The organism is Roseovarius sp. THAF27, assembly GCF_009363655.1.
Taxonomy (GTDB): domain Bacteria; phylum Pseudomonadota; class Alphaproteobacteria; order Rhodobacterales; family Rhodobacteraceae; genus Roseovarius.
In genome coordinates this window covers 3,795,119-3,815,111 of the sequence record NZ_CP045393.1, presented here as the reverse complement: position 1 = coordinate 3,815,111, position 19,993 = coordinate 3,795,119, and the positions used below count along the sequence as shown (strand labels likewise).

Here is a 19,993-nt window from a genome sequence, read left to right as displayed (position 1 = left end):
TCCAATGTCGTGGCGCGGGGCGCCGGGTTGCGGGTGCACCGGCACGGCCGGGCAGTGAATATGGTGGGCGATACAAGGATCGAACTTGTGACCCCTTCGATGTCAACGAAGTGCTCTACCGCTGAGCTAATCGCCCTGATACCGGAATGGCATGGCCCCCAACGAATAGGGGCGCGGGAAACCGCGCCGGTGAGGCGTGTCTATAAAAGGAGTCGGGAAGGGGATCAAGGGCTTTTAGAACCTGATTTTCAGACTATGATACTTTGACAAGGCGTTTCGCGGTAAGCCTGCTTTGCATAGTGTCGCGAAACGCAGCACGACAGCCAAGCGTTGCGCGCGTTTCGCCTTTTGCCGATGGCTTGGGGTCAATGGCGAAACGCTTTGGGAGAGAGAATGCCGAAAGCCGCGTTTACCCTTTCACATCCCGAGCGTCGCACGACCTCGGTGGTGTTCGCGTCGCCCCATAGCGGGCGGGATTACCCGTGGTCTTTCGTGCGGCGCACGAACCTGAATGAGTTGAGCGTGCGCAGCTCCGAGGATGCTTTTGTCGACGATTTATTCGAGGCCGCCCCGCGCAACGGGGCGCCGTTCATCAAGGCGGGCGCGCCGCGGGCGTTCGTGGACCTCAACCGTTCGACCGAGGAACTGGACCCGGCGCTGATCGAAGGGGCGCGGCGGACGGGGCACAACCCGCGCGTGGCCTCGGGCTTGGGGGTGATCCCGCGCGTGGTGGCCAATGGCAAGGCAATCTATTCCGGCAAGATCACGATGGACGAGGCGCAAAGGCGCATCGACGCCTATTGGCGGCCCTACCATGCGGCGCTGAAAACCCAGCTGGATCAGGCGCTTGGACTGTTCGGGCAGGCGATACTGGTCGATTGCCACTCGATGCCGCACGAGGCGATGGATGCCGTCGCCCGCAGCGGCGCGCGGCGCCCCGAGGTGGTGCTGGGCGACCGCTTTGGCGCGGCGGCGAGCGACGAGGTGGTGGACCGGATCGAGGCGGCGTTTGCTGCCGCCGGGCTGAAGGTGGCGCGCAACGCGCCCTTTGCCGGGGCCTATATCACGCAGCATTACGGCCGCCCGCAGGAGAACCGGCACGCGGTGCAGGTCGAGATCGACCGGGCGCTTTACATGAACGAGCGGCTGATCCGGCCCAACGGCAATTTCAAGGCGTTCAAGGCGCTGCTGGAGGGCGTTATCGCCGAGATAGCCGAGGTCGGGCGGCCCGAGCCGCAGCAGCTGGCGGCGGAGTAGGCGAATCAAGGGTCAACGCCTTGGGACGCGGAAAACGGACCGCCGGTATCGCGTCGGTATCCGGGTGGTATGGCGACGGTGCGGTTTTCGCGGGAGGCCGGGTTGACGCGCCGGACGGTGCCGGACCCGGCGAAACGTTTCAGTAACGTCTCGTATAGGTGAAATGCACCTCTTCGTCGGTCGTGGTGTCGGTGACGGCGAAACTCACGTCCGAGCGATCCGCGAAATCGTAACGGGCGGCGAGCCCGTAGGCGGAGGTCGTGCTGTCGCGCGTGACCTCGCCGAATCCCGAGAGGGTCAGGTCGCGCCAGACATTGTAATTCACGTCGAACGCCACCGCGTCGGGGCGCTGGTTGGCGTCGGGGTGCAGGAAGGCCGCGCCGATGTCGAGCCGCCCTTCCTGCCAGCGGGCGCCGATCTTGGCGTTGATGCCGTCGAAATGATCCTTGGGGTCCCAGACGCCCTCGATCGCGGCGGCGAAGGTCATGGCCTGCGCCCGCCATTCGGCGGAGCCGGCGGCGGAGCGGAAATTGCCGTCGCTGGCATCGAGCAGCGAGACGGCCCAGGACGTGTCGCCGGTGGTGTCGCCATAGGACACGCCCACGGGCACGGAGTTGAAGCGCAGCGCCTCGGTCGTGGCGCGGGCGCGGGTGTATTCGGCGCGGGTCTCGGCGATGGAGGCTGCGGTGAAATCGAAGGGCGAGATCAGCACCCGGTCATAGGCCGGTTTCACCACGCCCAGCCGGAAACGGTCGTCATAGACGAAGGCGGCGTAGGTCTCGTGCGGGCGGTCGCCCTTGTAGTAATAGCCGAAGGTGCCGAATTCGAACGCCACGGGGCTGTCGGCGACGTCGAAGAGCGTGAAGGTCAGCATCGCGTCGACGCGGGACATGAAGGCGTTGTCCTGGATGCTGTTGGCGCCGACCGAGATGTCGCCGGAGAAATCCACCCAATCGGCGGCAGCGGCGGCATCGGGGCGCAGGCCGGTGGCGCAGAGCGCGAGCGCGGCAAGGCGGGGCAGGGAGCGGGTCAAAGTACGTTTCATGGCCGAAGCAACGTGGCACGGGCCGGAAAGTTGCACGAGCGACAACGCGCGGCGTCGATGTGATTTTCCGGCCACAGGGGGTTGCCGGTAACACTCTGCTTTAAATAGAGAAACTCTGCTCAGCGCAGGGAGCGGCCCTTGAGGATGGCGTCGGCGCCGAAGCGGGCGCGGATTTCGTCCGTGGCGCGTTCGGCGCGGCCGCGCTGGCGGGCCTGCGGGTCGAGCAGGTCGCCCGACGCCTCGGCGGCGGTTTCGGGCACGAGGTCCGACAGGCCCACGCCCAGCAGGCGGTAGGGCTTGGTGTGATCGACCTGGTCGAAAAGCGCCCGGGCGGTGCGGTAGAGCGTGTCGGCCAGTTGCGCCGGGTCGCGCAGCGAGACGCGGCGGGTGAGCAGTGAATGGTCGGAGCGCTTGAGCTTCAGCGTCACCACGCGGCCCGCAAGATGCTTGGCCTTGGCGCGGTCGGCGACCTTTTCGGCCATGCGCCAGAGATGGCCATCGAGGATGTCGGCGCTGGCGGTGTCCTCGCGGAAGGTGGTTTCGTTCGAGATCGACTTCATCGGGCTGTGGGCCGAGACGCGGCGGTGATCCTGCCCACGGGCGAGGTTCCAGAGCCGGTCGCCCATGGAGCCGAAGCGGGCGACGAGATCGGTCTTCTCCCAGCGCAGGAGGTCGGCGAAGGTGCGGATGCCCGCCGCATCCAGCGAGGCGCGCGCCGCCTGGCCCACGCCCCAGATCAGGCTGACGGGTTTGTCGCGCAGGAAATCGGCGGTCTCGGCGCGGCCGATGATGGAAAACCCGCGCGGCTTGTCGAGGTCCGAGGCGATCTTGGCGAGGAACTTGTTGTGGGAAAGGCCGATGGAGCCGGTAAGACCAAGCTCGTCCTTCATCCGCTTGGTCAGGCGGGCCAGCATCACGGCGGGGGGCGCACCATGCAGGCGGGCGGTGCCGGTCAGGTCGAGAAACGCCTCGTCCAGCGACAAGGGTTCGATATCCGGCGTCAGGTCCTGCATCATGGCGCGGATCTGGCGCGAGACCTGGGCGTAAAGCTCCATCCTGGGCTTGATGATGACGGCGTCGGGGCAGAGTTTCAGCGCCTGGAACATCGGCATGGCCGAGCGCACGCCGCGGATGCGGGCGACATAGCAGGCGGTGGAGACCACGCCGCGCCGGCCGCCGCCGATGATGACGGGCTTGTGCGCCAGTTCGGGGTTGTCGCGTTTCTCGACCGAGGCGTAGAACGCGTCGCAATCCATGTGCGCGATGCTGAGCTCGAAGAGTTCCGGATGCGACAGCACGCGCGGGCTGCGGCAGGCGGGGCAGCGCGCGCCGGTGTCAAACCGGGTCAGGCAGTCGCGGCAGAAGGCGGGCATGGGCGGGGCTGCGTCCGGGGTTGCGATGTGGTTATTGTAAGGCCGCGGCGCGTGAGGGAAAAGACGGTATGAGCGAACAGAGGTTCGAGGGCACCAAGCTGGCGCTGTTTCTGGGCAAGCGGCTGGCGGTAATCGAGCGCGACCATGCGCCCGACATCCCGTGGCCGGGTTTCCTGGACCTGCCCGGCGGCGGGCGCGACGGCGCGGAAAGTGCCGAGACCTGCGTGCTGCGCGAAACGCGCGAGGAACTGGGGCTGGTGCTGGAGCCCGGCGTGCTGCGCTGGCGGCGGTTCTACGCGGGGCCCACGCCGATGTGGTTCTTCGTGGCGCATTGCGAGGCGGCGCTGGCCGACGAGGTGGCGTTCGGCGACGAGGGGCTGGGCTGGTGCCTGATGCGGCCCGAGGATTACGTGGCGCACGACAAGGCCGTGCCGCATTTCGCCCAGCGGGTGGCGGCGTACCTGGCGGGATAGCGGGGGCGGCTTGGGTGGCGCGACGGTGGGTTTCCACCCACCCTACGTCAGGCGATGTCGTTCAGGATGGCCTGGGTGGCGGCGCGAGGGTCGTCGGCGGCCCAGACCGGGCGGCCCACCACGATGTGATCGGCGCCGTCCGACAGGGCCTGTGCCGGGGTGGCGACACGTTTCTGGTCGCCCAGTGCCGCACCGGCGGGGCGCACGCCGGGGGTGACGATCAGCTTGCCGGCGGCCTCGGGCAGGGCGCGGATCATCGCGGCCTCCTGCGGGGAGGCGATGACACCGTCCGCCCCGGCCTCGAGCGCGCGGGCCGCGCGGGTGGCGACGATGTCGGGGATGTCGCCCGGCGCGATCAGCGACGCGTCGAGATCGGCGCGGTCGAGGGAGGTCAGAACGGTGACGGCGAGGATCTTCATCGGTTTGCCTGCAGCACCTTCGCGGGCGGCGCGGACCACGTGGGGGTCGCCATGCACGGTAAGGAAGTCGAGGTCGAACTGCGCCAGCCCGCGCACGGCGTTTTCCACCGTGGCGCCGATATCGAAGAGCTTCATGTCGAGAAAGATGCGCTTGCCGTGATCCTGCTTGAGCTCGTTGGCCAGCGCGAGGCCGCCGCCGGTCAGCATCCCGAGGCCGATCTTGTAGAACGATACCGCGTCGCCGAGCGTTTCGGCCAGGTGCAGACCTTCGAGCGCGTTCGGCAGGTCGATGGCGATGATCAGGCGATCATCGGCGGGCAGGTCGGATCTGAGCTGGACGGGTTCGGGCATGGGCGCAACCTTTCGCGTCGGGTCGCGCCCTTGTTGCGGGCCGGGGCGGCGGCGTCAAGCCTGTTCGGCAGAGCGCGGCCAGGCGTTTTCGGCGACGATGACGGCCTGCGGGGCGTTGCGAAACTCGGGCATCCGCCGCACCTGGCGCAGGGCATCCTGGACCAGGGCGCGGGTCACGATCGCGGCCTCGGTCAGGTCGCCGAGAACCGTGGGCGGCATCGCGGAGGCGCGCAAGCTGAGGGAGCCTTTGTTGCCCTGCAGCAAAACCGTCGCGACATGGGCACCTGAATGTGGCGAAACAGCGATATTCTCCAAGGAAATCCGCTCGATCTTCATAACACACCTCACTATGCAACTGCAGCGAGGATGCCTCATCCGGCCACGGTTTGCGAGGGGAAATTGGTTAACGGACGCCCCCTCGCAACTTTACGCCTGTTTATCAGGCGGCGGCGGCACCTTGCGCGGCTTCGGGCAGGGACGAGCGCAGGTCATGGGCCTTCTGCGTGTGGCGCAGGCTGGCCTTCTGCCTCAGGCCGCGGGCGATCAGCGCGTATTCGGCGTTGAGCGGGGCCTTGAGGTGGACGGGGTAGCGGAAGATGTGACCGGACTCGTGGATACGAACGGCCGCCTCGAACGCTTCAAGTTCGGGGTTGTAGCGGATTGCGTCGAATTCAAGCTTCTCGATCTGCATTGGTCTGCTCCTGTTTTACGAGTTACCTAAGTGACTTAGCCTGTGGATAACTGTCTCATTAACGTTTGGTCGGTCGAAAAAGTTGCAAGGTTCACAAATTCTGTTGAGCGGGTTGTCGCCTATGTCGTGTCTTCAATCGGCTCTTGCCACAACATCTGGTTGCAGCTTTCGCGATACGAACAATTTACGGGGCCGCCTTGACGCTCACGCGCCTGTTACCCATCTAAAGGTCTGAGGTTCCCGAAGCCGTACGCCTAATGCTGGGTGCGCCACCGGGATAACGCTTGTTAAAAAGGAGAGACGGGATGGACTTGTCGAAGTTCACCGAGCGGTCGCGCGGTTTCATTCAGGCCGCACAGACGATCGCGATCCGGGAAAGCCACCAGAAACTGGCGCCCGAGCATGTTCTGAAAGCACTGATGGACGACCCCGAGGGGATGGCCAGCAACCTGATCAAGCGGGCGGGCGGCGAGCCGGCGCGCGTGGTGCAGGCGCTGGACCTGAGCCTTGGCAAAATCCCGAAGGTCAGCGGCGATTCGGGCCAGATCTACATGGACGGCCAGACCGTGAAGCTCTTGGACGAGGCCGGGAAGCTGGCCAAGAAGGCCGGCGACAGCTTCGTGCCGGTCGAGCGCCTGTTGACCGCGCTGGCGATGGTGAAGAGCCCCGCCAAGGACGCGCTGGAGCAGGGGGGCGTGAGCGCGCAGGCCCTGAACGAGGCGATCAACGACATCCGCAAGGGGCGGACGGCTGACAGTGCTTCGGCCGAGGACAGCTATGAAGCGCTGGAGAAATACGCCACCGACCTGACCAAGCGGGCCGCCGACGGCAAGATCGACCCCATCATCGGGCGCGACGACGAGATTCGCCGCGCGATGCAGGTGCTGAGCCGCCGGACCAAGAACAACCCGGTTCTGATCGGGGAGCCGGGCGTGGGCAAGACGGCGATTGCCGAGGGGCTGGCCCTGCGGATCGTGAATGGGGACGTGCCGGAAAGTTTGCAGAACAAGAAGCTGCTGGCGCTGGACATGGGCGCGTTGATTGCCGGGGCGAAATACCGTGGCGAGTTCGAGGAGCGGCTGAAGGCCGTGCTGAACGAGGTCACCGATGCGGCGGGCGAGATCATCCTCTTCATCGACGAGATGCACACGCTGGTCGGCGCAGGCAAGGCGGATGGCGCGATGGACGCGGCCAACCTAATCAAGCCGGCACTGGCGCGGGGCGAGTTGCACTGTGTGGGTGCGACGACGCTGGACGAGTATCGCAAGCACGTGGAAAAGGACGCGGCACTGGCGCGGCGGTTCCAGCCGCTTGTGGTCGAGGAGCCGACGGTCGAGGACACGATCAGCATCCTGCGCGGCATCAAGGAGAAGTACGAGTTGCACCACGGGGTGCGGATCTCGGACTCTGCGCTGGTGTCGGCGGCGACGCTGAGCCATCGCTACATCACCGACCGTTTCCTGCCGGACAAGGCGATCGACCTCGTGGACGAGGCCGCGAGCCGGCTGCGCATGGAAGTGGACAGCAAGCCCGAGGAACTGGACGCGCTGGACCGCGAGATCCTGCAAAAGCAGATCGAGGCGGAGGCCCTCAAGAAAGAGTGCGACGCCGCCAGCAAGGACCGGCTGGAGAAGCTGGAAAAAGAGCTGGCCGACATGCAGGAAAGATCCAGCCAGATGACGGCGCAATGGCAGGCCGAGCGTGACAAGCTGGCCAGCGCCCGCGACCTGAAGGAACAGCTGGACCGCGCGCGGATCGAGCTGGACCATGCCAAGCGCGAGGGCAACCTGGCCAAGGCCGGGGAGCTGAGCTATGGCGTGATCCCGCAGCTGGAAAAGCAGCTGGCCGAGGCCGAGAAGGCCGAGGAAGACGGCGTGATGGTCGAGGAGGCCGTGCGGCCCGAGCAGATCGCCCAGGTGGTCGAACGCTGGACGGGTATCCCGACGGCCAAGATGCTGGAAGGCGAGCGCGAGAAGCTGCTTGGCATGGAAGACAACCTGCACCGCCGGGTGATCGGCCAGGATGCCGCCGTCAAGGCGGTGGCCAATGCCGTGCGCCGGGCGCGCGCCGGGCTGAACGACGAGAACCGTCCCTTGGGCAGCTTCCTGTTCCTGGGGCCGACCGGTGTGGGCAAGACCGAGCTGACCAAGGCCGTGGCCGAGTTCCTGTTCGACGACGACAGCGCGATGGTGCGGATCGACATGAGCGAGTTCATGGAGAAGCACTCGGTCGCCCGCCTGATCGGCGCGCCTCCGGGCTATGTCGGGTATGACGAGGGCGGCGTGCTGACCGAGGCGGTGCGGCGGCGGCCCTATCAGGTGGTGCTGTTCGACGAGGTCGAGAAGGCGCATCCGGAGGTCTTCAACGTGCTGTTGCAGGTGCTGGACGACGGTGTGCTGACCGACGGGCAGGGCCGGACGGTGGATTTCAAGCAGACGCTGATCATCCTGACGTCGAACCTGGGGTCCCAGGCGCTGAGCCAGTTGCCGGAAGGGTCCGATGCGGCGGCGGCCAAGCGCGACGTGATGGATGCGGTCCGGTCGCATTTCCGGCCCGAGTTCCTGAACCGGCTGGACGAGATCGTGGTCTTCGACCGGCTGAACCGCGACCAGATGGACGGGATCGTGGATATCCAGATGGCCCGTCTGCTGAAGCGGCTGGCCGCGCGGAAGATCACGCTGGAGCTGGACGACGCGGCCCGCAAGTGGCTGGCGGATGAAGGCTATGATCCGGTCTATGGCGCGCGTCCGCTGAAGCGGGTGATCCAGAAGGCGTTGCAGGACCCGCTGGCCGAAGGCTTGCTGGCCGGGGATATCCTGGACGGATCGAGTGTGCCGGTGACCGCGGGCTCCGAGGGGTTGATCATCGGCGAGCGCGTCGGGTCGACCAACCGCGAGCGGCCGGACGACGCCGTGGTGCATTGAGCGCGGTAAATGACAGGTTTGCCCCCGCCGGAGAGATCCGGCGGGGGTTTTCGTTTTTTTGGGCGCCTTGCAAAGGTGGGTTGGAAACCCACCCTACGAGGTCCCGGATCGGGTCCGGAACGGGTGGGGCTGGTGCGTGCGACGGGCCAGCCCCCAAGCGCGGGTTGGATTGGGGGCCAGCCCCCAAGCGCAGGTTGGACTGGGGGCCAGCCCCCAGACCCCCGGGATATTTCCGGCCAGAGGAAGACGGGGGCGGATTGGGGGGCGTGTTGCGGAAATGGCCGTCGTGTCGACAAATCGAGACGGGTGTTGCGCGGATTCGGGGCGCGGGCGTATAGTGGCGCCGAACGCGGGGCGGTGCGGATTTACCGTGCGGCAACCACACCAGACACAAGATCGGGCCATGGCCGAGCAGGACAGTTCAGCAGACGACACGCCAGCGGTGCCCCGCTGGTTCGACGAGCTTCGCCCCGGCGGCGATGGCGAGGGATTCATGGAGCGGCACCTGCGGCATTCGCTGATGTTCGTGCGGCGCCCGGTGAACCGCCTGTTGGTGACATTCGACAACCTGTCCAACGTCAACGACAGCTCGGCGGAGCGCGAGCCCTGGGCGTTCAAGTTCGCGCAGGATGTGAACATCTCGCACCTGGGTGTCATGGCGCATGTGGCGGACTGGTACCGCGACGGCGAGTTGATCGCGCGGTTCGAGAAGCTGCGCGACGAGGGGTTCTTCGAGGGCTACGACCGGGTGATATTCGCCGGCGTGTCGATGGGCGGCTATGCCGCCATCGCCTTTGGCTCGCTGGTGCCGGGGGCGCATGTGGTGTCGGTGAACCCGCAAAGCACGCTGGATACCGGGCTGGTGCCGTGGGAGACGCGCTATGAGGGCGGGCGGCGGCAGGACTGGACGCTGCCCTTGTCGGATGCGGCGGCGCTGACCGCGGGCCTGGGCCGGGTGAGCATTTTCTACGACCCCTATCACGCGCTGGACAAGCAACATGTGGGACGGTTCTCGGGCGACAACATCCACGTCTTTCACTGCCGCCATTCGGATCACAAGACGGCTGTCTTCATGCGCAAGATCGGCGCGCTGAAGCCGGTGATGCATGCGGCGATCTTCGGCGAGATCGACGACGCGGAATTCTACCGTCTCTACCGGGCGCGGCGCGACCTGCGGTGGTACAAGAACCAGGTCACGACCTATTTCAACGACCGTGGGCGGGACGAGATGGCGAATGCGTTCGGCCTGGCGTTTCGCAAGCGGCTGCGGCGCAAGCTGCGCGAGGAGGAGCGCGCGGCGCAGAAGGACGCGGATGCGGACGGGGATTTCGGCCCGGATGACGATGACGGGTTCGACGGGCCGGAGATGGACGGCCCCGAGGACGTGACCGAGGATGCGCCGGCGCCGAGGACCAAGGCCGCTGCGGCGACGCCCCCGGCCAAGGCCGCGCCGAAGGACAAGGCCCCGGCCAGGGCCGGGACGCCCGCGCCCGACGGCCCGTCGCGAGCCATGGGCGCGCGCCGCAACGATCGGTGCCTGATCGTGACCACGATGAAGAACGAAGGGCCGTTCATGCTGGAATGGGTGGCCTTCAACAAGGCCATCGGCTTCACCGATTTCCTGATCTACACCAATGATTGCGACGACGGCACCGACCGCATCGCCATGCGGCTGGAGGAGCTGGGCGTCGCCGCGCATGTGGACAACCGATTCAAGAAGGGCGCGAGCCCGCAGCGTGTGGCGCTGCGCCGGGCGTTCTCGCATGACCTTTACCGGCAGGCCGACTGGGCCATCTGCGCCGATTGCGACGAGTTCCTGAACATTCGCGCGGGCGCGGGACGCCTGCCGGACCTCTTCGAGGCGGTGGGCGAGGCGGATGCCATCTCGCTGTGCTGGAAGCTGTTCGGTTGCGGCGAACAGGTGCGCTATGAGGACAGGTTCATCCACGAGCATTTCACCTGGTCCGCGCCGGAGGAGTTCCGCGAGAAATACCGCGGGCTGGGGCTGAAGACGCTGTTCCGTCCGTCCGAGGCCATCAAGAAGTTCGGCGTGCACCGGCCCAAGTTCGACGGGCGGCCCGAGGGCTTTGTCTGGACCGACGCGGGCGGCAAGCCGATGCCCGAGAAGTATTTCGACATGGGCTGGTCGGCCTATGGCGGGTTCAGCCACGATCACGCGCGGCTGCACCACTACGCGGTGCGGTCGGTCGACAGTTTCCTGGTCAAGCGCGACCGGGGCCGCACCAACCATATCGACCGCGACCAGGGCGTGGCCTACTGGGCCGACATGAACCTGAACATGGTCGAGGACACGAGCCTTGTGCCGATGGCCGAGGCCACGCGGGTCGAGTTCGACCGGCTGATGCAGGACGGCGAGATCCGCCGACTGCATGCCGAGGCCTGTGCCTGGCACCGGGCCAAGATCGCGGCGCTGAAATCGAGCGACGAGTGGGCGGCGCTGCATGACCTGTTGCAGATGATCAACCGTCCCGGCGAGGCGCCGGTGAACCGCGACCAGCTGTTGCAGGACCTGGCCGCGGAATGAGCCGGCGCCCGCAGATCGTGCTGCACGGCGGATTTCACAAGACCGCCACCAGCCACATCCAGTCGATGCTGGCGCGCAATTCCAAGATGCTGGAACGGACGGGCGTGCATTACGTGCACCACCGCGACACCCGCAAGCAGTTGACCGTGCCGGTGCAGTGCAACGTCTACAACAAGATCGGCATGGATTGGGACCCGAAGATTTCCGACGCCGAACTGGCGGAGATGAGCCGGGCGTTTTTGAAGGACATATCGAAGGGCAATCCGAAGCGGATCATCCTGTCGGACGAGAACATGGCCGGGCATTGCGGACATTGCGTCAAGCGCGGGGTGCTCTATCGCTGGCGGCGCAAGCTGCTGGAAGTGTTCGCCGGGCAGTTTCCCGACGGCGTGGACGAGGTGCATCTGGGGCTGCGCAACTATGCCGACTTCTTTGCGTCGGCTTACGTGGAATATCTGCGGTCCGTGACCGGGCAGTGGTTCGTGGACGAGCGCACGATGCGGCGGCAGGTGCTGGAGAACATGCCGAACTGGCACAATATCCTGAAATCGGTGGTGACGCTGTTTCCCGGCGCCAAGGTCACGGTCTGGCGTTACGAGGATTTCCGGCAGATCGACCGGCAGGTTCTGTCCAACCTTTGCGGGCCGGGGATCGACACCGGCGCGATGAAGGAACCCAAGGACAAGAACAAACGCCCCACGGCCAGCGGGCGCGCGGTGGCGGAACTGTTGCAGCTGATTCACAAGGATGGCGCGGACAAGGCGCTGGAACAGCGGGTCGCCTTGCAGGAGCGGTATCCGCGCGGCAAGGACCATGGCAGCTACGATCCCTGGACCGCGAACGAGCGGGCGCACCTGACACGGATGTACGACCAGGATATCGCCGATATCCGCGCCAATCCCGACATCACCCTGCTGGAGCTTGAGCAGATCGCAAGCCACTAGCAAGGCAGCCGGGCGGGATGTGGCTGGCGGTTTGCCGAAAGCAAGAGCCTGGGTCTTTGCCGACATCACCCCTGCGGAACCTGAGGGCGACCGGGCCGAACAGGCTGGCCCCGGCGCGGATGATCGAGGGCACGCGTTTGCAGGGTGCCGCGATCCGAAGAAAGCAAGGGCGGCCCGAAGGCCGCCCTTTGAACGTCCGGAGGAAGACGTCGGTTATTCGGGCATGATCACGCCGTCGATCACGTGGATGACGCCGTTCGAGGCCTCGATGTCGGCGGTGACGACGTTGGCGTCGTTGACGGTCACGCCGCCCTCGGTGCCGATGGTCACCTCGGTGCCCTGCACGGTTTCGGCGGTCATGCCGTCGCTGAGATCACCGGACATGACCTTTCCGGGCACCACGTGGTAGGTGAGGATGCTGGTCAGCTGGTCCTTGTTTTCCGGCAGCAGCAGCGTGTCGACCGTGCCTTCGGGCAGCGCGGCAAAGGCCTCGTCTGTCGGGGCGAAGACGGTAAAGGGGCCGTCGCCTTTCAGCGTCTCGACAAGTCCGGCGGCCTCGGCCGCGGCCAGCAGGGTGGAAAAGTCGCCCGCTTCGGTGGCGGTATCGACGATGTCCTTGCCGCTTTCGGCGAAGGCGGTGGTGGCGCCCCCCAGGAGGGTGGCGGCGGTCAGGGCAAGATAAGTTCTGCGAAGCATGTCATTTCTCCCTATGAGAGTGTGTTTGGTACGAGTGATGAGCGATGTGCGTCTTGCGCATCGTGTTCCTGCTACGTGGCCCGGGCGCGTCCGGTTCAGCGGGGATTTCCGCCGGTGCGGCTTGACGGAAAGGGTTCGCCGCCTAAGCCGGCGCGCCCTGCGAAAGCCACTGAAAAATTCGTGAACCGGCGTGAGCATCCGGCCGCGTCGGGACGGGTTTAAGGCTTGAGGCGCTTCAGGTCTGTGGCATAACGGGGCCACGCAAATCCGAAAGGGGGCGGTGATGGAGCTGGTCTTCGAAATCCTTGGCTTTCTGGCCTTGATCCTGGTGTTGGCGATCGGGATCGTCATCGCGCTGGCGCTGATCTTTTTCGTCATCGACAAGACACAGACCGGCGACGCGATCCGGCGCAACTATCCGGTGATCGGGCGGTTCCGGGGGCTGTTCACCACGCTGGGCGAGTTCTTCCGCCAGTACTTCTTTGCCATGGACCGCGAGGAGATGCCGTTCAACCGCGCCCAGCGGGACTGGGTGGGGCATGCCTCGAAGGGCAAGGGCAATACCGTCGCCTTCGGGTCGACCCGGAACCTGAACGTGGCGGGCACGCCGATCTTCGTGCCGGCGGCCTTTCCGCCGCTGGATGACCAGTTCGCGGCCACCGAGCCGATGCAGATCGGGCCCTATTGCCGGACGCCCTACATGGCGCGGTCGATCTTCAACGTCTCGGGCATGAGTTACGGCGCCATTTCGCGCCCCGCGGTCGAGGCGCTGAGCCGGGGCGCGGCGGAGGCCGGGATCTGGCTGAACACCGGGGAGGGGGGCCTGAGCCCTTATCACCTGTCGGGCGGGTGCGACGTGGTCTACCAGATCGGGACAGCGAAATACGGGGTGCGGACGCCGGATGGCGCGCTGGACGACGACAAGCTGCGAAGGATGGGCGAGACCGAGCAGGTCAGGATGTTCGAGCTGAAGCTGGCGCAGGGGGCGAAGCCCGGCAAGGGCGGCATCCTGCCCGGTGCCAAGGTCGGGCCGGAGATTGCCGAGATCCGGGGTATCCACGTGGGGCAGGACAGCATTTCGCCGAACCGGCACCGCGAGGTGAACAATTACGGCGAGCTCTTGGATTTCATCGGCCATATCCGCGAGGTCACGGGCAAGCCCGTCGGGTTCAAGACCGTGGTGGGGTCGAGCGAAGCCTGGGACGAGATGTTCGAGCTGATCGTCGAGCGCGGGCCTGAAAGCGCGCCGGATTTCATCACCATCGACGGCGGCGAGGGGGGCACGGGGGCGGCGCCGATGCCGCTGATGGACCTGGTGGGGATGCCCATTCGCGAGGCGCTGACCCGGATGGTGGACCTGCGCGACCGGCACGGGCTGAAAAGCCGGATCCGGATCATCGCGGCGGGCAAGCTGGTCAATCCCGGCGACGTGGCCTGGGCGATCTGCGCGGGCGCGGATTTCGTAACCTCGGCGCGGGGGTTCATGTTCTCGCTTGGCTGCATCCAGGCGCTGAAGTGCAACCGCAACACCTGTCCCACGGGGATCACCACCCATGACAAGCATTTGCAGAAGGGGCTGGTGGTCGAGGACAAGTACATGAAGGTGGCCAATTACGCGCGGCAGGTCATCAAGGAGGTCGAGACCATCGCCCATTCCGTGGGTGTGGCCGAGCCAAGGCTGATGCGGCGGCGGCATGTGCGGATCGTGCAGGCGGACGGCACGTCGATTCCTTTGACAAAGATCCGGCCCAGCGTGGACGCGGCGCAGTATCCCTAGAGGTGGAGCGGACAGTCATCCTCGGGCTTGACCCGGGGATCTCTGACCGTGGGAGGTCCCGGATCAAGTCCGGGAAGGCGGTGGGTGATGGTGCCGCGCGGAGTCAAGGCCGAAGGCCGCCGCGCGATCGCCAGACCGCCCGGACGGGCTGGCGATTGGGTGACGTGGGCACACCGATCAGTAGTTTTGCGGATTTGGCTGCCATTAAGTGCCCCGAAGGACAGTCGGGTCGCCAACCCGCGGTCTGGCAATCGCGCGGCTTTGTTATCTGTACGCATCTTGGAGCCTTGCGTTGGGAGGTCCCGGATCAAGTCCGGGACGGCCGACCGCGGTGCTTCGCGCGCGTGCGCGCGCGCGATAAAGAATGCCGCCGCCATTGTTACCGCGCTTCCACGTCTTCGTGACACGGCTTGTTTTGCCGCGCGAATGCGCTTTCCTTATGTCACGACTGACAGACATGCCCGCGAGAAGAGGAGAACCCGCATGGCCCATCGTTGGAAGAACACGCTGCGCGACAAGGATGTGACCGACGAGGCCGCGTTCCTCAATCGGCGGCAGTTGATGGCGGGGGCCGCTGCCGGGGTTGGGCTGGCCGGGGTCGGCGGGATGCCGGCGCGGGCGCAGGATCTGGAGCCCACATCCTACGAGGATGTCACCACCTACAACAACTACTACGAGTTCGGCACCGCCAAGGGCGACCCCGTAGAAAATGCCCATATGCTGACGACCCAACCCTGGACGGTGAAGATCGACGGGCTGGTGGATCGCCCCGGCGACTATGCCTTCGAGGACATCATGGCGAAGATGACGGTGGAGGAGCGGATCTATCGTTTCCGCTGTGTCGAGGCCTGGTCGATGGTGGTGCCGTGGAACGGGTTCGAGCTGGCCGATCTCTTGGAAATGGCAGGCGTGCAGTCGGGCGCGAAATACGTGGCCTTCGAGACCGCGCTGCGCCCCGACGAGATGCCGGGAGTGAAATACCCGGTGCTGGACTGGCCCTATGTCGAGGGGCTGCGGCTGGACGAGGCGACGCATCCGCTGACGATCATGGCGACGGGGATTTACGGAAAAGAGATCCCCAACCAGAACGGTGCGCCGCTGCGTCTGGTGGTGCCGTGGAAGTATGGGTTCAAGTCGATCAAGTCGATCGTGCGCATCACGCTGACCGAGACTGAGCCGCCGACCAGCTGGAACAAGGCGAACGCGCGGGAATACGGGTTCTATAGCAACGTGAACCCCGAGGTGGACCACCCGCGATGGAGCCAGGCGAGCGAGCGGGTCATCGGGACCGGACTGTTCGCCCGCCGGCAGGACACTTTGATGTTCAACGGGTATGCCGACGAGGTGGCGAGCCTCTATGACGGGATGGACCTGAAGGCGAACTTCTGATGCGGTCAGGGCCCGAACACGACCTGGTGCATGATGCGACCCGGCCAGAGGGTGAAGAGGCCCGCGCCGATCAGCGCGATGGCGAAAAGCTGTTGCATGGTGCGACGGTGGGCGGTGACCTGTCCGGTCTGGGCATAGTAAAGACCGAGCGGCGCAGAGATCAGGACGATGACCGACAGGATATGGATCGGGCTGAAGGGGCCGATTACTTGCATGGTGTGGATCCAGAAGCTGGATGCGGCGACGACCAGCATCAGGATCATCCAGACCAAGCCAAGGCCGCGATGAAGACCCGTGCCCTTGGGAAGGATCAATTGGAGAGCGCCAAGTGCGAGGGCGGCCAGGGCGGCCAGCGTGTGGGCCACGATCATCGGGCTGGCGCTGAGCAAAGGATCGAGCGTCATCGCACTCTTCTTATCATGGTGTGTGATTCTGCTCAAAACCGGACTGTTTCAACATGAGCGTGGTGACGACAGCGCGGGAGACCCTGAACCAGATGCTGCGCCGGGTGCCGGCATGGCCCATTTACGTGGCGAGCTTGGGCTATGCCGCGTGGATGCTGTGGCTGGGCGTACAGAACCGGCTGGGCGCGGACCCCGTGAAGGTGCTGGAGCACGAGATGGGTCAGATGGCGCTGTACCTGCTGGTGGCGGGGCTGGCGGTGACGCCGCTGCGCAAGATTGCGGGGGTGAACCTGTTGAAGTTCCGCCGGGCGCTGGGGCTGGCCTGCTTCTTCTTCGTGGTCTGTCACCTGCTGGTCTGGGCAGTTCTGGACGTGCAGCGGATCGGCGAAGTCTGGGCCGATATCGTGAAGCGGCCTTACATAACTGTCGGCATGGCGGCGTTCGGTCTGTTGATCCCGCTGGCGATGACCTCGAACAACCTGTCGATCCGCAAGATGGGGGCGGCGGCCTGGGGTCGGCTGCACAGGCTGGTCTATCCGGCGGCGATTCTGGGCGGCGTGCATTACGTGATGCTGGTGAAGGGCTGGCAGGTCCGCCCGCTGGTGTTCCTGGGCGTCATTGCGGGGCTGATTGCGTGGCGATTCCTGGTGAAGCGGAAAAAAGCGGCGAGTCGGGTGCAGACTGCTGCCTGATTCCGCGGAATGAGCACGCCGATTCCGGCTTTTTCGCCGACTCGGGCGATTCATTTTTCTAAATGCCACGAGTCGGAGGATGATTCCGGGGCGAGTCAGGGGTGACTCGGCGACGAGTCGGGGGTGACTCGGGGCAGATTCCCGTCCGTGACTCGCCAGATTCCGGCGAAATGGCTGTGGAAAACCCGATTTTGGCGTGATTGCCCCTGCGTAAAGCCGCTTATGGCATGGGATCAAAACACCGGAGGCCAAAAAATCGTATCTGCAAACACCTGTTTTTAAACGATAAATGAGTTTTTTGAAAAAAACATGACGTTTCCCGAAAAAAGGGGTTGCGAGGTTCGGCCCCAATCCGTAAATACCCCCTCACCGGCGGCGCTGAGGCGCACAACGGAACGCCAGACGGAACGACGGAGCGACGCTCCAGAGGGACAGACGGCAACAAACACTGAGGTATCTGACGCAGGTTGCGCCAAAAAGAAATGGCGCTTCGTGTTGATTTTGTCTCTGCGCTCTTTGAAATCGATAGTTTCTGAAGAGATATGTGGGCGGTTTGGTCTATTCGATGGATCAACACTCTCATATCAAACTACCTAGGTGACGGTTTCGACCCGATCCGATGATGGATAGTCAGCTTCACTGTTTGGACGGTTTCCGGTTTCTTATGAAACCAGAAGCACAACAAACAGAGACAAGTTCCAACCATAGCCGGTTGGAATTGATGTGCAGAGGTTCGAACGTCAAGGATAAGCTGGTAACAGCTTTTCAACTTGAGAGTTTGATCCTGGCTCAGAACGAACGCTGGCGGCAGGCCTAACACATGCAAGTCGAGCGAGAACTTCGGTTCTAGCGGCGGACGGGTTAGTAACGCGTGGGAACGTGCCCTTCACTACGGAATAGTCCCGGGAAACTGGGTTTAATACCGTATACGCCCTTCGGGGGAAAGAATTTCGGTGAAGGATCGGCCCGCGTTAGATTAGATAGTTGGTGGGGTAATGGCCTACCAAGTCTACGATCTATAGCTGGTTTTAGAGGATGATCAGCAACACTGGGACTGAGACACGGCCCAGACTCCTACGGGAGGCAGCAGTGGGGAATCTTAGACAATGGGCGCAAGCCTGATCTAGCCATGCCGCGTGAGTGATGAAGGCCTTAGGGTCGTAAAGCTCTTTCGCCAGGGATGATAATGACAGTACCTGGTAAAGAAACCCCGGCTAACTCCGTGCCAGCAGCCGCGGTAATACGGAGGGGGTTAGCGTTGTTCGGAATTACTGGGCGTAAAGCGCGCGTAGGCGGATTGGAAAGTTGGGGGTGAAATCCCAGGGCTCAACCCTGGAACTGCCTCCAAAACTATCAGTCTAGAGTTCGAGAGAGGTGAGTGGAACTCCGAGTGTAGAGGTGAAATTCGTAGATATTCGGAAGAACACCAGTGGCGAAGGCGGCTCACTGGCTCGATACTGACGCTGAGGTGCGAAAGTGTGGGGAGCAAACAGGATTAGATACCCTGGTAGTCCACACCGTAAACGATGAATGCCAGTCGTCGGCGCGCATGCGTGTCGGTGACACACCTAACGGATTAAGCATTCCGCCTGGGGAGTACGGTCGCAAGATTAAAACTCAAAGGAATTGACGGGGGCCCGCACAAGCGGTGGAGCATGTGGTTTAATTCGAAGCAACGCGCAGAACCTTACCAACCCTTGACATCCTGATCGCGGTTTCTCGAGAGAGATTCCTTCAGTTCGGCTGGATCAGTGACAGGTGCTGCATGGCTGTCGTCAGCTCGTGTCGTGAGATGTTCGGTTAAGTCCGGCAACGAGCGCAACCCACATCCCTAGTTGCCAGCAGTTCGGCTGGGCACTCTATGGAAACTGCCCGTGATAAGCGGGAGGAAGGTGTGGATGACGTCAAGTCCTCATGGCCCTTACGGGTTGGGCTACACACGTGCTACAATGGTGGTAACAGAGGGTTAATCCCTAAAAACCATCTCAGTTCGGATTGTCGTCTGCAACTCGACGGCATGAAGTCGGAATCGCTAGTAATCGCGTAACAGCATGACGCGGTGAATACGTTCCCGGGCCTTGTACACACCGCCCGTCACACCATGGGAGTTGGGTTTACCCGAAGACGGTGCGCCGACCTGTTCGCAGGGGGCAGCTGGCCACGGTAAGCTCAGCGACTGGGGTGAAGTCGTAACAAGGTAGCCGTAGGGGAACCTGCGGCTGGATCACCTCCTTTCTAAGGATGTTTCTAGTTGGGTCGATTGTTCGCAATCGACTTACGTGAAACACTTAGCAGATCGGTAATCAAAACCGATCAAACATCATACGGTCCAGGCCGTCCTCATATCTCTTCAGTCAAGGCTTTCGCACCGCGAAAGCCGTAACCGTGAAAGTGGATTGACGATCAATCCGCGGCAGCGGTCGGCGGCCCTCTCGGCATTTCCTGCGGAAACGCCTGCCGGGCGACGTCGATTTTACCTTTGGTAAAATCAACTTGGGTCGGTAGCTCAGGTGGTTAGAGCGCACGCCTGATAAGCGTGAGGTCGGAGGTTCAAGTCCTCCTCGACCCACCAACAAACATCGCGGCCGCAGATTGCGATGCAATCCGCTTTTCCGCGCGTCGGTTTTGGCGTTGCCAAGACCTTGGGGGCCTTAGCTCAGCTGGGAGAGCGCCTGATTTGCATTCAGGAGGTCAGCGGTTCGATCCCGCTAGGCTCCACCATATCCCGATTTGACCGTTAAGCAGCATCGCTGTTTTGCCGTCCAATCGGACGCTTTGAAATCGTAAAGAGAGATACAAGTTGCTTCGAGAGAAATCTTGAAGTGACGATCAACACTGTTTGATCCTTGTAAGTACGCAAGCGATCTCGGTCTGGTTCCACTTCGGTGGACGGCATGTCGAAAGGTGCATCCACGCCTTTCCCCATGTATCCCGGGCTGAAAAGAACAGAGTTGTCCAAGTCAAGTACTATAACCAAAGTTCCGGAGTAATCCGGAGCGGGAAATGTACGACT

15 protein-coding genes, 3 tRNA genes and 1 rRNA gene are annotated in these 19,993 nt (G+C 63.8%); 11 read left to right on the top strand and 8 right to left on the bottom strand.

The annotated features are described in order from the left end of the window. Positions 1–61: 61 nt before the first annotated feature. Positions 62–136: transfer RNA gene (locus FIU89_RS18905), tRNA-Val, on the bottom strand. Between the two features lie 257 nt (positions 137–393). On the opposite strand from FIU89_RS18905, the gene FIU89_RS18900 reads away from it, so the two are divergent. Continuing rightward, positions 394–1,257 carry an N-formylglutamate amidohydrolase gene (locus tag FIU89_RS18900; RefSeq protein WP_152494024.1) on the top strand — a complete coding sequence of 288 codons (864 nt, stop codon included), beginning with the start codon at positions 394–396 and terminating at the stop codon, positions 1,255–1,257. Positions 1,258–1,396: 139 nt separating this feature from the next. On the opposite strand, the gene FIU89_RS18895 is transcribed toward FIU89_RS18900, so the two are convergent. Together FIU89_RS18895 and FIU89_RS18890 are read right to left on the bottom strand one after the other, a co-directional pair. Further along, positions 1,397–2,302, bottom strand: coding sequence for a hypothetical protein (locus FIU89_RS18895; protein WP_152494023.1), 906 nt, complete (start codon positions 2,300–2,302; stop codon positions 1,397–1,399). Between the two features lie 119 nt (positions 2,303–2,421). Beyond that, complete coding sequence (locus FIU89_RS18890; protein WP_152494022.1) at positions 2,422–3,675, bottom strand: DNA polymerase IV; 1,254 nt, start codon at positions 3,673–3,675, stop codon at positions 2,422–2,424. A 68-nt stretch (positions 3,676–3,743) separates the two neighbouring features. On the opposite strand from FIU89_RS18890, the gene FIU89_RS18885 reads away from it, so the two are divergent. After that, positions 3,744–4,148, top strand: coding sequence for an NUDIX hydrolase (locus FIU89_RS18885; protein ID WP_152494021.1), 405 nt, complete (start codon positions 3,744–3,746; stop codon positions 4,146–4,148). 47 nt (positions 4,149–4,195) lie between these two features. On the opposite strand, the gene pyrF is transcribed toward FIU89_RS18885, so the two are convergent. The 3 genes from pyrF to FIU89_RS18870 form a co-directional block, all read right to left on the bottom strand. Further along, positions 4,196–4,918: an orotidine-5'-phosphate decarboxylase gene (gene pyrF, locus FIU89_RS18880; protein ID WP_152494020.1), complete on the bottom strand. Its 723-nt coding sequence runs from the start codon at positions 4,916–4,918 to the stop codon at positions 4,196–4,198. Between the two features lie 54 nt (positions 4,919–4,972). Beyond that, complete coding sequence (locus FIU89_RS22375) at positions 4,973–5,137, bottom strand: hypothetical protein (RefSeq protein ID WP_172978166.1); 165 nt, start codon at positions 5,135–5,137, stop codon at positions 4,973–4,975. Positions 5,138–5,357: 220 nt separating this feature from the next. Next, positions 5,358–5,609 (bottom strand): hypothetical protein, encoded by a 252-nt coding sequence (locus FIU89_RS18870; protein ID WP_152494018.1) that lies wholly within the window; start codon positions 5,607–5,609, stop codon positions 5,358–5,360. Between the two features lie 305 nt (positions 5,610–5,914). Between FIU89_RS18870 and clpB the strand changes: the two genes are divergently transcribed. From clpB to FIU89_RS18855, 3 genes are all read left to right on the top strand, one after another. Continuing rightward, positions 5,915–8,533: an ATP-dependent chaperone ClpB gene (clpB, locus tag FIU89_RS18865; protein ID WP_152494017.1), complete on the top strand. Its 2,619-nt coding sequence runs from the start codon at positions 5,915–5,917 to the stop codon at positions 8,531–8,533. A gap of 403 nt (positions 8,534–8,936) precedes the next feature. Continuing rightward, the gene (locus FIU89_RS18860; RefSeq protein ID WP_152494016.1) at positions 8,937–11,078 is read left to right on the top strand and encodes a glycosyltransferase family 2 protein; all 2,142 of its coding nucleotides are present in this window, start codon (positions 8,937–8,939) and stop codon (positions 11,076–11,078) included. Then, positions 11,075–12,022 carry a hypothetical protein gene (locus FIU89_RS18855; protein ID WP_152494015.1) on the top strand — a complete coding sequence of 316 codons (948 nt, stop codon included), beginning with the start codon at positions 11,075–11,077 and terminating at the stop codon, positions 12,020–12,022. Before FIU89_RS18860 ends, FIU89_RS18855 begins: the two co-directional genes overlap by 4 nt. A gap of 213 nt (positions 12,023–12,235) precedes the next feature. Here FIU89_RS18855 and FIU89_RS18850 read toward each other — a convergent pair whose 3' ends face one another. Next, a complete protein-coding gene (locus FIU89_RS18850) occupies positions 12,236–12,718 on the bottom strand; it encodes a fasciclin domain-containing protein (RefSeq protein WP_152494014.1) in 483 nt (160 codons plus the stop codon). Between the two features lie 283 nt (positions 12,719–13,001). On the opposite strand from FIU89_RS18850, the gene FIU89_RS18845 reads away from it, so the two are divergent. Then, positions 13,002–14,495, top strand: coding sequence for an FMN-binding glutamate synthase family protein (locus tag FIU89_RS18845; protein WP_152494013.1), 1,494 nt, complete (start codon positions 13,002–13,004; stop codon positions 14,493–14,495). A 483-nt stretch (positions 14,496–14,978) separates the two neighbouring features. Beyond that, a complete protein-coding gene (gene msrP, locus FIU89_RS18840) occupies positions 14,979–15,884 on the top strand; it encodes a protein-methionine-sulfoxide reductase catalytic subunit MsrP (RefSeq protein WP_152494012.1) in 906 nt (301 codons plus the stop codon). A gap of 5 nt (positions 15,885–15,889) precedes the next feature. Here the strand turns inward: msrP and FIU89_RS18835 are convergent, their stop codons facing one another. Beyond that, on the bottom strand, positions 15,890–16,288 hold the full coding sequence (locus FIU89_RS18835) for a DUF2306 domain-containing protein (protein WP_152494011.1): 399 nt from the start codon (positions 16,286–16,288) through the stop codon (positions 15,890–15,892). A gap of 53 nt (positions 16,289–16,341) precedes the next feature. Between FIU89_RS18835 and msrQ the strand changes: the two genes are divergently transcribed. From msrQ to FIU89_RS18815, 4 genes are all read left to right on the top strand, one after another. Beyond that, complete coding sequence (msrQ, locus tag FIU89_RS18830; RefSeq protein ID WP_152494010.1) at positions 16,342–16,980, top strand: protein-methionine-sulfoxide reductase heme-binding subunit MsrQ; 639 nt, start codon at positions 16,342–16,344, stop codon at positions 16,978–16,980. 766 nt (positions 16,981–17,746) lie between these two features. Further along, positions 17,747–19,215, top strand: a 16S ribosomal RNA gene (locus FIU89_RS18825). Between the two features lie 260 nt (positions 19,216–19,475). After that, positions 19,476–19,552: transfer RNA gene (locus tag FIU89_RS18820), tRNA-Ile, on the top strand. 73 nt (positions 19,553–19,625) lie between these two features. Then, positions 19,626–19,701: transfer RNA gene (locus FIU89_RS18815), tRNA-Ala, on the top strand. The last annotated feature ends 292 nt before the right edge of the window (positions 19,702–19,993 follow it).